Source organism: Marinobacter sp. H13 (assembly GCF_059072335.1).
This window is the reverse complement of sequence record NZ_JCACRU010000001.1, coordinates 4,035,326-4,047,954: the sequence shown is the minus strand read 5'-3', so window position 1 is coordinate 4,047,954 and position 12,629 is coordinate 4,035,326. Positions and strand designations below refer to the sequence as shown.

Annotated in this window: 9 protein-coding genes and 3 pseudogenes; 8 read left to right on the top strand and 4 right to left on the bottom strand. The window is 54.8% G+C overall.

The genetic code is table 11. The annotated features are described in order from the left end of the window. Positions 1-57: 57 nt before the first annotated feature. Both AC5JQH_RS18930 and AC5JQH_RS18925 read left to right on the top strand, forming a co-directional pair. Entirely contained in the window at positions 58-399 is a 342-nt protein-coding gene (locus tag AC5JQH_RS18930; RefSeq protein ID WP_493805854.1) for a hypothetical protein, read from the top strand. After that, complete coding sequence (locus AC5JQH_RS18925; RefSeq protein ID WP_349343494.1) at positions 396-608, top strand: ATP-binding protein; 213 nt, start codon at positions 396-398, stop codon at positions 606-608. Before AC5JQH_RS18930 ends, AC5JQH_RS18925 begins: the two co-directional genes overlap by 4 nt. 127 nt (positions 609-735) lie before the next feature. Here AC5JQH_RS18925 and AC5JQH_RS18920 read toward each other — a convergent pair whose 3' ends face one another. From AC5JQH_RS18920 to AC5JQH_RS18910, 3 genes and pseudogenes are all read right to left on the bottom strand, one after another. Further along, positions 736-2,109, bottom strand: coding sequence for an IS1182 family transposase (locus AC5JQH_RS18920; RefSeq protein ID WP_350034147.1), 1,374 nt, complete (start codon positions 2,107-2,109; stop codon positions 736-738). 161 nt (positions 2,110-2,270) lie between these two features. Then, positions 2,271-2,585, bottom strand: a pseudogene (locus AC5JQH_RS18915) (lipid A-modifier LpxR family protein); the annotation flags it as partial. A 72-nt stretch (positions 2,586-2,657) separates the two neighbouring features. Next, a pseudogene (locus tag AC5JQH_RS18910) lies at positions 2,658-2,822 on the bottom strand (IS4 family transposase); the annotation flags it as partial. Positions 2,823-3,245: 423 nt separating this feature from the next. On the opposite strand from AC5JQH_RS18910, the gene AC5JQH_RS18905 reads away from it, so the two are divergent. The 3 genes and pseudogenes from AC5JQH_RS18905 (at position 3,246) to AC5JQH_RS18895 (ending at position 7,801) form a co-directional block, all read left to right on the top strand. Continuing rightward, on the top strand, positions 3,246-4,655 hold the full coding sequence (locus AC5JQH_RS18905) for a hypothetical protein (protein WP_493805853.1): 1,410 nt from the start codon (positions 3,246-3,248) through the stop codon (positions 4,653-4,655). Between the two features lie 75 nt (positions 4,656-4,730). After that, positions 4,731-6,173 (top strand): hypothetical protein, encoded by a 1,443-nt coding sequence (locus AC5JQH_RS18900; RefSeq protein WP_493805852.1) that lies wholly within the window; start codon positions 4,731-4,733, stop codon positions 6,171-6,173. Between the two features lie 225 nt (positions 6,174-6,398). Further along, positions 6,399-7,801: pseudogene (locus AC5JQH_RS18895) on the top strand (IS1380 family transposase). Positions 7,802-7,968: 167 nt separating this feature from the next. Here AC5JQH_RS18895 and AC5JQH_RS18890 read toward each other — a convergent pair. Continuing rightward, positions 7,969-8,385: a hypothetical protein gene (locus AC5JQH_RS18890; protein ID WP_493805851.1), complete on the bottom strand. Its 417-nt coding sequence runs from the start codon at positions 8,383-8,385 to the stop codon at positions 7,969-7,971. A gap of 382 nt (positions 8,386-8,767) precedes the next feature. Between AC5JQH_RS18890 and AC5JQH_RS18885 the strand changes: the two genes are divergently transcribed. The 3 genes from AC5JQH_RS18885 to tnpA all read left to right on the top strand — a co-directional run bounded on the left by AC5JQH_RS18885 (position 8,768) and on the right by tnpA (position 12,618). Then, positions 8,768-10,311, top strand: a protein-coding gene (locus AC5JQH_RS18885) for an IS3 family transposase (protein WP_085986444.1) whose coding sequence is annotated in 2 segments (ribosomal slippage) — positions 8,768-9,239 and positions 9,239-10,311 — 1,545 coding nt in all. Because the reading frame shifts where the segments join, the coding sequence is not laid out codon by codon here. A gap of 46 nt (positions 10,312-10,357) precedes the next feature. Further along, positions 10,358-12,133 carry a phosphodiesterase gene (locus AC5JQH_RS18880; protein WP_493805850.1) on the top strand — a complete coding sequence of 592 codons (1,776 nt, stop codon included), beginning with the start codon at positions 10,358-10,360 and terminating at the stop codon, positions 12,131-12,133. After that, the gene (gene tnpA, locus AC5JQH_RS18875; RefSeq protein ID WP_210425235.1) at positions 12,106-12,618 is read left to right on the top strand and encodes an IS66-like element accessory protein TnpA; all 513 of its coding nucleotides are present in this window, start codon (positions 12,106-12,108) and stop codon (positions 12,616-12,618) included. Before AC5JQH_RS18880 ends, tnpA begins: the two co-directional genes overlap by 28 nt. Positions 12,619-12,629: the final 11 nt, after the last annotated feature.

Sequence of the window (12,629 nt, the reverse complement as noted above, 5' to 3'; positions counted from 1 at the left end):
TAATCACTCACCATTTTGCCACGTAGATGCCGGTGAGGTGAGGAGGAGTCCATCCCATTGCTTACGGCCTTCCGTTACTCTCAGTTACGTGATGATCTGCTGCCGGACGACAACTACCGCGAACTCTGGCAACTCGCCGATACGCATCTTGAACCCCGTGAAGCCTGCAAGTGGATCGTGACAACACTGCGGCTGGCCTTCGAATACGATGACGAGCAATCGCTGGGGGAAGACCTGTTGATAGAAGCCCGGGCCGGCCGGTTCGCGTCAATTACCGAGATCCAGTCACGCTACCTTCGCGGCAATCCCGACCTCGAATTCTCAGCTTCAAGTCAACACACTCTGGTCAGTTATGACGATTTGCTGTCTTCGATCCGCAGCCAGGAGGCGTCGATATGACCGACTCCGTCGCCTTACTGCTTAAAGAACTCCGTCTGCCGGCCTCCCATCGTCACTATCAATCGCTCTGGGAAACGGCCGTTGAAAAGCACTGGTCGCACACCGATTATCTGGCGGCCCTGTGTGAGCACGAACTCTCTGACCGCTACCAGCGCCGTACCCAGAAGTGGCTACGGGAGGCAAAGCTTGCCGCGAACAAAACCTTCTAGCAGCCTGTCGGACTTAGCATTGGCATATTTTTGCCCCTGCTTATCCAAACAGATTTCGCACTATCTTGGTGCGTAATTGTGACCTACAGCGCCCAATAATCCCAAAACGAGCAGAATTGCCCCCATTTCAGGCCCATTGGGCGGATTTCGGACGCAGTACGGCCATGCGTTTCAGATTCCAGGCCAGACAAACCAGTGCCCATTCGCCGCTCACTTTGTCCAGTCCGCGTAACGAGAACTGACGAAATCCGAGCACCGACTTGATGATGCCGAATACCGGCTCGACGGTTTGCTTACGCAAGGCATAGGCCGTGCGTCCGGCTTGGGTTTGTAGCTTGTGCACCATGCGCTCGACCGGCGTACTGCCTTCGGTTATTGGCATCGGTTCAGCGAATCGCGCCAACGGCGGCTGGTGGTGGTTTTCCCGTTTGACGGCGATGTGCGGATCGATGCCGGCCTTTTCGCAGGCGGCGACATTTTTGGCGCTGAAATACCCGGTATCGGCAAGCAGTGTGTCAGCTTTGCCCAACGACTCCGGTAATGCGGCCAGTTGCGCGAGCATCGGCTCGACTTGTTCCTTGTCGTTACAGGCCTGGGTAACCGCTGGTGCCATCACCAGCATGCTGTCTGCATCGACAGCTGCCTGGGCATTGTAGCTCTGCTCGAAGCCGCCACCGGCCACTGGCATGATGCGCGATTCTTCATCGGTGAGATTGAGCTGATCTTTTGCCTTGGGGCCAGCCGTGGGCGGCTTGGGTGGACGACCGCCTGGTTTTCTGCCGTTCTTCTTCTGCTTTTCTTCTCGCGCGGCAAGTTTGGCCTGGTACTGGGCTTGCTCGCGCTCGAAACGCGCTTTGGCCCGGGCTTCGATCTTCGTTTTGGCTTCCGCCATCGCCTTAAGCCGATCTTCCCGGCGCTGTATTTCTTCCGGCAGGCTGATTCCATCTGGGGCATTGGACTGGTCGGCCTGCTCAGCTAACGCCAGCAGTTCCTGCACTTCGCCCTGGAGCTGAGCTTCCATCTTCTCGATGTGGCCATGGGACAGGGCGCTGTGGCGCGACGCATTGGCCTGGACCTTGGTCCCGTCCAGGCTGATGGTGCCCAGCTTTACCAGTTTCATTTCCTGTGCGACTTCGAGAACCTGAACGAACAAGTCGGCCAGTTCACCGAGAAAACGTCGACGAAAGGTCGCCAGGGTGTCGTGGTCTGGATGCGCACCAGCTGAAATAAAGCGGAAGGCCACAGAGTCGTAGGTCGCCCGCTCGATCCTGCGGCTGGAAAACACGCCGGTGGCATAGCCGTATATGAGCAGAGACAACAGCAGCGATGGATGATAGGCCGCGCTGCCGCGCCCACCATAGGCGTTCACCATTGAGCGCAGATCAAGGCCGTCGACAACCTCAACAATGAAGCGCGCCAAATGGTCTTGGGGTAACCAATTGTCAACGGATGGCGGAAGCAAATAGGCCGTGTGACGGTCGAAAGAACGAAAGTTACTCATAGCTGATTCGTGATTTATTTAAGGTCAGCATTATCTCATACTGGCCCATTAAGTCCGACAGGCTGCTAGGCGTGTCGGAAAGGCGCTAGAATGTTCGCTTTTGTTTAACAGCGGGAACAAGCGCCACCACATCCCGTAAGCAACGGTCAAAACCGACCTTTCTATATTGCCCAAGAAACTGACAGTGTTCCAAAGCTGAAGTTGTCTTTATGGCGCTCGTCTTCGCTGGTCGAGGCACGCAATGTGACCGCGGTCAGCAGGTGATCCCACTGCCAGGTAGCGCCCAGACCAAGCCGACCAATCAGCGGCCCTTCGTCAAAACGGTAAGCCCCGGCATTGTCATCGATGTAGGAATAGCCTACATACTCCAGCCCCAGCCCCACATATACTGACCAGCTACTGCCTGAATCCTTGAACGAGCCCGGCAAAGCGATGGCTGAGGATGTACCAGCGTAGTCCGGCACAAAGTTTATAGGAAGGTGTCTGCCTCACTCCAAACCGACCACAATCAGCGTCCTCCGGAGGCAGAGGTCAGAGGTCAGAGGTTCGAATCCTCTCAGTTCGGTCTGCAAGGCGGACTGGGGTTGGTTGAGCAGGAACAGCACCAGATGCTTGAAGGTCAGGTGGCAGTGGCGGGTGAAATCCTGGGGGCGCTGACGGTGCTGGGCGATAAAGGCGGGACCATCAAGCAGGTTGGTTATTTTATGTACAATTTTTGGTCAGGACCTGGCTGGGGGTGTCAACCGTTGGCTTTTGTGGGTGTTTCATAAGGCGTTTTCCTCAGGAGTGTGTGAGCGATAATTGTATGGTATTTATCGATAAAAGTCACTAATTCAATGACGTTGGCTGTGGATCAAGCGGCAGGCCATATACATCAGTTCCTGCATGACCGCTCTCAAGCGGCGGCGTTTGGCCGGGTGCCGTATCGGAACATCCGGGCTGAGGAAGGCAATTGCTTGATGCCCATAGCCGACTTGAAGAACGGGTCGGTGCGGACGGTTTACGTCGGTCGACCAGAATGGGGAGACAGCAAAGGACTATTAAAGTTCAATAATTATTTGACACGCTAAAACCGGCATGCTTTGCTAAGCAGACCAATAACAAAATGCTGTAAAAAGCAATACAGGAGTACGCCTATGTCTAAGTCTACTAAGCCCGTGTCTTTCAAGAAATTGACCCTTGCCACTGCGATATTGGCATCACTCGGCCTCGGAGCGGCCCAGAGTAACGCTGCAGAGATCGAGTTCTTTGGTACTGCCAAGATCAAACCGACCTATTACTCCAATTTTGACTTTGATGACCAAAAAGAAGATGGCGCGACGCTCAATGAAGGGGGCCTTGTCAGTGGTAACGGCGCTAATACCCGTGCCGAAACGCGTCTGGGCTGGAAAGCCGCCGGCGATGACTGGTCGGTCAAGATGATCGCAGAGGCCGATCAGATCCTGACCAAAGACAACGTTGACCGGAGTTTTTTTACTACAGCAGAAAAGAACGGCCTGCCCAACGCGGGTGGCGAATTCGGTATCGAACGCGCCGAGTTCCTCTACTCGCTTGCGCCGGCTGTGCAGCTGCAGGCGGGCTGGGACATACGCTATCTCGATCTGCAGTCCGGCGGCCTTCTGTACGGTGACGATCACCCGTTCGTCGGCTTGCGGGGCAAGAACAACGATACCAGCTACGAAGTGCTCTATATTCCGATCAACAATAGGGTAAATACCGGCTCCAGTGAAGCAGGAGACTGGCGCGTCTACAGCGCCAAGGTAAGTCAGAAGGTAGCGGAATGGACGCTCAGCCCGATCCTGGCGTATAGCGATAACGTCGATAGAAATGCCGATGTGACCTATTTCGGCCTGGAAGGCTTCGGCAAGATTGGTGGTGCCAACCTGTCGTTTGAAGTGATCGGCGCCGATGGCACTGTCGGTGAGCGTGACCTGAGCTCCGCGGCTGCCTACGCCGGTATCGAACTCCCTGTCAACGACAGCTTCAGTCCCTATGTGGCGGTCAGATATACCCAGGGCGACAGTGACGCAACCGACAACAAGGTCGAAGGCTTTAACGGTATCACCGATATCGGCCGCTTCAGTGGCCTGATGGGCATGGACGGCAACATCCTGGGCGAAAACCTGAGCACCGGTTATGGCGCAACACTGTATGCCTATGCGCCGGAGCGTACTGGCGGCGCGGGCGTACAGGGTTACGGCGGCATCGGTAACGGTGCATCGGGTATCAACCCGGGGTCGCGGATCTTCGCGCTTGGCACCAAGGGCGCGTTAGCCAATGTGTCACCGAACCTGTCATATAAGGCGCAGTTGTTCATGATCTGGTTTGATGAAACCGGCAACCTGATCAATGCCAAAAACCCCGGCCAAAAGGTTGATGATTATGCCGGTACTACCGTGGATCTGCAGCTGAAGTACGCCTTCAACCAGAACTTCTCGATGGATTACATCCTCTCGACGTTCGTTCCGGGTGACGGCATTCAAGATCAGACCAACGCCAATGATAGTGCCTACGTTAATACGCTGAGCATGAACTGGGCGTATTAAACCGGTCATACGAACAGCGATCAAGTAGCAAGGCAAACGATACCTTTGTATCGTTTGCCTTTTTTTGGAGGCAATATGATCGACATCGCTCGGATCAATTTCAGGCTCCCCGTCTTACTCATTTGGCTGCTGTCTGTCGCCTGGCTGCCAACAGCCTATGCGGAATGGATCCAGACAGAGAAATCATTAGCCGCGTGGGACGATAGCAAAACCATCGATTTCATCATGACCGGTGACGATGGCAGACTCGCTCTGGAGTCACTGGAACTGCTGCGACGGCTCGTTAGTCTCGGCTACCAGATCACCCTGGGGCGGCATGCCGACTCTCCGGTCAGCGCACTGGAGTTGCGCTTAACCGTGACGAACAGGACGGCGACACTGGTGCTTAACCGTACGCGGGACGGCATGACCATCGGCGCCGAGCAGCGTCAGCTTGCTGAAACGACGGCCACGAACTACACCAACAAGACAGTGCGGCCGGCTAGCCGGCCGTCGGTTGGCAACTTTGTCCCTGACCGTCGTATTGACCTGAATCAACAGCCGCTGCGCATTGTTTCATTAAATCAGCCTAACCCCGATATTTTGCGGGTGGCGCTGTTAGATTCGAAGGGGTTATCGGTCTATGACATTGATAACGGACAGGTTTTAAAGCCAGTCGCTGAATTCAGACCGCCCGATACGAACCTGGACGCTTTGTACCTGGATGCCGGCGATATTGACGAGGACGGCAACCCGGAGATCGTCGCAGTATGGGGCAAGAATAATCTGGCTGCTTTTGATGGCATCGATACCAGGCTGCATGCCTGGGTGTTGGCTCTGGACGACGGCGCTCTTAGGCCGGTCAGCGATGATTTGCAGGCCTATCTGCGCATTAACAACAATACCGCCTATCTGCAACGGCGCGGGGTTTATGAGGCTTTTGCGGGTAAAGTGCACCAACTGGAAGGCAATGACGGCGCATTCAGCATTGCCAAAACACCGGCATTCCTGGGGTTAAATAATATTTATCGGGACACCCCCATTGACGACGCATCCGCGTTCTCATTCGATGATAATGACCGGTTATTATATCGGAGCGGTTTTGGACAGCCGCAAACGGAGGTAACGAGCGCACCCTATTCAGACTCGCTGGGAGAGATCACATTTCCTGTGGTCTACGTGAAACTGGAGCAGCCGGAGTATCCACTGGGGCTTGCTGAGAGTGATCGCGTCCTGGAGCGGGCGGTCCCGCTGGCACGGCGAGTGCAGATCGATGGCGATATCGCTTATACCCAGGTGCGGGGCAGAAATACCTCTCTGTTTAGATCCAAAGCGGAAGGGACGGATCGGATAGTGGCAGTCGATATTCGGTCCGGGCGGATGACAGAGCCATTTGCCGCCGTGGGGAACTTTATCCTCGACTTTACGGTAAGGCAGGATCCTAATAACGCCCGCGTCGCCATTTTACTGCTAAATGACAAACCCGATGGTTCAGGTCGGTCGAGTCTTCGTATTCAACAAGATTCTACCAACCAATAACCACCCGCAGCTCGGGTAATGTAATGGTTGACGGGCAGCGCCGCCGTTCTTGGTGTCGAAGTGGGGACGACGTTCGCAGTTCTCGTGAATCAACCGGTCATAAGTGAGGCACCGTCATCAACTTAACCCGAATTATTCATAAAAAAAGGCGAACCTTGTTTATCCCATTGATATAATGGGAGTTAGACCAATAACGCTTCGGAAGAAGCTAAACAAGGCTCACCCATGTCCAATTCTATCCCAACTCAACTGCGTTTTCCTCCCTTTGCCGGCTTTACCGTACGGGCTGATTTTGAGGGCGGGGCGCTGTCATCCGATTTCGGCCCCCTGCTGCTGCGGGGCGTTGACCAGCAGATCGGCCTGATCCATCGACTGGCCCAGGGCAGGCCATTGACGACCGCCGTCACGCGTCCTACATCGACCACTCGCTTGGTGCTCTGCTGACCCAACGGATCTTCCAGATCGCTTGCGGCTATGCCGATGCCAACGACGCCAACACCCTGCGCCGTGACCCGATGTTCAAGCTCGGCGCCGAGCGCAAGCCGCTTGACACTGAGCAGGATCTGGCCAGCGCTCCGACCTTCTCGCGCCTGGAAAATGCCGCTAACAATCGCGACCTTTACCGCCTGGCCCAGGCATTTGTGGAACAGTTTGTCGCCAGCTACGCCAAACCTCCAAAGATGATCGTACTCGACATGGATCATTCCGAAGACCAGACACATGGCCAACAGGAGCTGGCGTTTTACAATCATCATTACCAGAGTCACTGCTACCTGCCACTGTTTCTGTTCGAGGGCCTGTCGGGCAAGTTCATCACCGCCGCCCTGCGCCCCGGCAAACGCCCGAAGGGGGCAGAGAACGCGATGATCCTCAAGCGGGTGCTCAAGCGGCTGCGCCAGCACTGGCCCGAGACCCGCATCCTGCTGCGAGGTGACGCTCATTTTGCCAACGTGGAATTGATGCAGTTGGCGCTCGACGATCCGTACACGGATTTTCTGTTCGGCCTGACCGGCAACAGCCGCCTGAAAAAACTGGCCGAGCCACACCTGGAGCGTACCCGCCGGTTGCACGACACCCGCTGCCACAACGCCCGCCTCGCCGAACAGGAGCCGCCGCAACGCTCGCGCACCTTCCACGAGATCGACTATCAGGCCCGCTCCTGGCCGCAGAACTTTCGCACTGTCCTGAAAGCCGAAGTCATGGGACTCGGCGATAACCCCCGCTTCGTTGTCACCTCCCTGAAAGATCCGGCCCCGGAGATGCTGTACACCGAGCTGTATTGCGCCCGGGGCCAGGACGAGAATTTCATCAAGATGATGAAAAACGATCTGGCCAGCGACCGCACCTCGGATTGCCGCTTTGCGGCTAACCACATGCGCCTGTTTTTCTCCTGCGCCGCCTATGTGCTGCATCACGCCTTGCGCGCCGAACTGTTGCAAGGCACCGAGTTGTCCCAGGCCCAGCCCTCGACGGTCATCATCAAGCTGTTCAAGCTGGCCGTACGGGTGGTGCAGTACAAAGACCGCATCAAGCTCCACCTGCCAGGCAGCTGCCCGGTCAAAGCCCTTCTGCACACAGTCACCGAACGGTTATATCGCCTGCCTCGGCCCAGGTTAAACACCGGCTGAGCCGCCGTCGGCGCTCGTGGCCACCTCCATCTCGGGCTCGGGAGGCCTTCCCTCGCCCGGACGCTGGAATTGATCAAATAATAAACACTTAAGGCCGGTGACTGGATGACATCAGAGCGACATTGGCGCGCATACTACTAATAATTCTCATATCTGGGCGTAATGGGCTAACCGAGAAAATTTCGTGGCTGCTGCTTGGGGTGTTTATGAAATGTTCGGGCTAGGTATACAACCACCGCTTCGTGGATACTTTGGTTATCTTTTGCCCAGGCACTCAGCTGTGCACTTCGCTGAATCGCGCTCCACTTAGCAGGAATAGACTCTGCAAGTGACTCGTATTCTTCGTTGATCTCACCCCACAGCAGTAACTGACCTTTGATTTTGAAAGAAAGGTCCTGCACAAGCCGCAGGTCCTGCTCCAGATCATCCAGTAACCAGGCTTCATGCATGCGATTCTGGATCAAATCTTTTGCGGCGTTTTCCGCCTTTCCAATAATTGACCAGGACAACAATGCAAGTGCCAAGAGCGCAAGGACCGAAAAAAATGAAAAGAACAGGATTCTACTTCGAACGGTTTTGAGCATGACGCCACCACATATTAATGATGGCTATAAGGCTGCAGATCGATTGTGACATTCTTGTTACTTGAGCCACATAACACTCTGATTTAATAAATTAATTTACAAAAAATAACATCGATTAGCACACGACTTCAGCATCACTGAAATATTTCGGTAATGTTTAGCGAGGAGTATGTGAATTGCATGAAGATACTTGGCACAACCGGATATGAGCCATTCGAATCAGTAGGTTTGGGATCTGCGACGGAGCGACAAAATTTGGTTTCCCGAAGCCGCACTCACATCCAGGAGTGACCTAATGCAGGACTGCCTCAGTCAAGAACTGAATCGCTTGTTGTCCCTATGTGTCAGCGTAGTTGTCGCCTGAATATTTCAGAGGACAACCATGCCCCATTATTCACCGGAACGTAAAGAAGCCATTCTCCAGAAGATGGCCCCACCTCACAGTCTGACTGTTGCCGAGTTGGCCAGCCAGGAAGGCATCAGTACCGCAACCTTGTACAATTGGCGTAAAGCCGCCAGAGGACGAGGTGCCGTTTTGCCATCGAATTCAGCTCATCCAGACAAGTGGAGTAGCGAAGAGAAGTTCCGCATTGTTCTGGAAACCGCCCCGATGACGGAGGCGGAAGTTAGTGAATATTGCCGTAGGAACGGCCTTTACCCGGAACAAATCGAAACCTGGAAAGCCGCCTGCATGGGAGCCAATGCCCTGTCGGATGAACAGGCCAAGCAGAATCGGCAAGCGGCCAGGGCTGAGAAAAAACGAGTCAAAAAACTCGAAGCCGAGTTGCGACGCAAGGAAAAAGCTCTGGCAGAAACGGCTGCACTGCTGACGCTGTCAAAAAAAGCCGAGGCGATCTGGGGCCCCAAAGACGAGGACGAATGACCAGCCTCCCGGATCGCCAGCAGGCGGTTACCCTGATCCAAGAGGCTCAGGGTAACGGAGCCCGGCTGGTCAAGGCCTGCGCCTTGCTGAACCTGAGTATACGCACTTATCAGCGCTGGACGGCAGATAAGGCCGTCAGCGCCGATCAACGACCGGTGGTGCCCAGACCAGCACCCACCAATAAACTCTCGGAGGCGGAGCGTCAGGCCGTGGTCTCACTGTGCAACCAGAAGGAATATCGAAGCTGTCCGCCGGCCTTCATCGTTGCGGATCAACTGGATCAGGGTCGCTACCTGGCCTCGGAATCCACCTTCTATCGGGTTCTGCGGGAGAAGGATCAAGTACACCCCAGAGGTCGGCAAAAAGCGCCCCAGAGCAAGCGCAGGGCAACTACACACAAGGCCACAGAACCGAACCAGCTGTGGTCGTGGGATATCTCATGGCTGCCGGGGCCAGCAAAAGGCACCTGGTTCTACCTGTATCTGATGCTGGACGTATACAGCCGCAAGATCGTCGGTCACGAGGTCTATCACAGTGAGACCGGCGAGCTTGCCAGCGAGTTCATCGAGAAGGCCTACTGGCGTGAACACCTGGCGACGAAGGACAAGCCTCTAGTGCTGCACTCCGACAATGGCAGCCCCATGAAGGCCTCGACCTTCTTGGAGAAACTGTACGATCTGGGTATTACGCCCTCGAACAGTCGCCCCCGGGTCAGTAACGACAATGCCTACTCGGAGTCGTTGTTCAAAACCCTGAAGTTCCGCCCGGGGTTCCCGGTAAACGGCTTCAGAACGATCGAGGAGGCCCGCAAATGGGTACTGGCGTTCGTGCGCTGGTACAACACCGAGCACCGACACAGCGCCTTGAACTACGTAACACCTCAGCAACGCCATACGGGCGAAGCTGATCAGATCCTGGCCCAGCGAAAACAGATTATCGAAGCGGCGAAAGCCGAGAACCCGCGTCGCTGGTCTGGTGATATCCGAAACTTCAGCTTGCCGGAATCAGTCACTCTGAACCCGGAAAAGGCGGCCAATTGTTAAAGAGCTGATGACTTAAACGCGACATCTACGTTGACAGACTCCGTTGTTGACAGAAGACATTACGACACTTCTACAACCAATCGTAAACATTAATAGAAAATGTGTGTTTGGTTTTGAGGCACTGAGCCGCGGACCTTCGGACAGCCCCTTGCACACGGCCCCAATGCTGTTTGAAACAGCAGAACGCTGCGGCCAGACGCTAGAACTGGAAACGCTCTGTCTTCGCACCGCTGCACGCCATTGGTCCGGTCATGGCACTCCGCTGAAACTTTTCGTCAATATCAGTCCGGCCAAACTGATGCCTCCAGAATTCAACCCGACGCAACTGCAGGAGCTTTTGTTGGCGAACGGGCTGAAGGCATCAGACATCGTTATCGAACTCTCTGAACGCTACCCCACTGCCGATCCTTCAGAGCTTTTGAAGACACTGGTATGGCTGAAAGCAGAGGGCTTTCTCATTGCTATCGACGATCTTGGAAGTGGATATTCCGGATTAAAACTATGGTCCGAGCTGAAGCCGGACTTTGTGAAAATTGACCGGCACTTCATCCGTGATATTCAGGACGACCTCATCAAGCGCGAGTTTCTGCGGTCCGTTGTAGATTTGGCAGACCGATTGGGCTGCAAATTAATCGCAGAAGGGGTCGAAACGGAAGCAGAATTCCGGGTTGTCTCGGAGCTTGGCATTGCACTGGTTCAAGGTTTCCTTTTCGGTCGACCAAAACCGATAGCTACAGCCTACCTCGACTCGCTGAACGATCATGCGGCCCTTGCGTCCAAGCCACCCCGGAGAGAAAAGGAAATAGCAGGGCTCTTGTGTCGGTACATCGAACCCGTCACTTCGGAATCGACACTGCGAGATGCATGGGAGCGGCTCCAGAGTGAGCCTGACGTGTTCGCTTTGCCGGTGGTGGATAACGGCAGGCCGCTTGGCCTGATCCATAAGTGGAGGATTATGGAAACTTTCAGCACGCCTTACGGCCGGTCGCTTTATGAGCGGCTCCCAGTTTCCAATAGACACAGTGCAGATGCATTGGTTGTGGATTACGAGGTGCCACTAAACGAAGTGAGCGAAAGGCTGATTAATGACGATGCGCACTATCTCAAACAGCATTTCATTGTTGTCAAGAATGGAAAGTACGCCGGCCTGGGAGCCACGCGCTCGCTGCTCAAACACATCACCGAACAAAAGATCGAAAACGCACGCTACTCAAATCCACTGACCTTCCTGCCAGGCAATGTTCCCATACAACAGACTTTGGTTGCCCGAACGGAAGAAATGCGCGCCTTTTCACTAATTTATTTCGATATCAACATGTTCAAACCTTTGAACGATGTCCTCGGCTACCGGGTTGGTGACCAGGTAATAGTTTTGCTGGCTGAGCTTTTGAAAGAGGTATTCCATGCCAGTGATGACTTTGTCGGGCACATAGGTGGGGACGATTTTGTCGTCATCAGCTCTTCGTCCTCAGCTAATTATAATGCTGGTACCGTACAGTCACTATTCGCCGAACGAAGCCGGCGCTTTTACAGCGATTGCATACTGAAAAGCGGGTTTATTGAATCCGAAGACCGAAACGGCCAGCCCTGCCGTTTTCCACTGGTATCTCTGTCAGCGGGCACTGTAGAGGTAGGCCCCGACGAGAAGGTGACGGCCGATCAAATCTCAGAATTCGCCAGCTTCGCCAAGACAAGGGCCAAAGCCTCACCGAACTTCCGTTTTGTGGTTTTTTCAAGGGCCCGATCCGGTGAGCGATCGGAAGGATCGCAAGACTCAGATGGGTCGTGTGTGTCATGCGTATTGGGGGAAGTGCAGAATTAAGCGTAAACAAACCCTACCAACGCCGTCGCCGGTTTTCTCGGGAATTCAAAGCTCAGATTGTTGCCCAGTGCCAGGAACCCGGTGCTTCGGTTTCCCGGATCTCACTGGATAACGGTCTCAACGCCAACATGGTCCGGCGCTGGATGAAGGGCGCGCAGCGAGCGAATAAAACACCAGGAACGCCGGGATTTGTTCCGGTTAATCTGCCTGTGGCAACTGCTTTATCGGGCAACCAATCGGTCTCGGACAAGCGTAGCACCATCCGCATCGAGTTGTTCACTGCGCCTGGCGTACTTGTGACGCTTGAGGATGGCTACTTCGTGGGTCAGCTTCTCGATGATGGCGTTGCTGCGCACCAACTCTCGCTCCTTCAGGCCCAAGACTTGATCCTTGGCGTCCAGAGAGTCCATCAGTTCCGTCGCCAGGGCACGGAGCTGATCGGCAGAGAGTTGGTTGATGTCGGGGCGCTGAGTCATGCCACCTAATATGCCAAGTC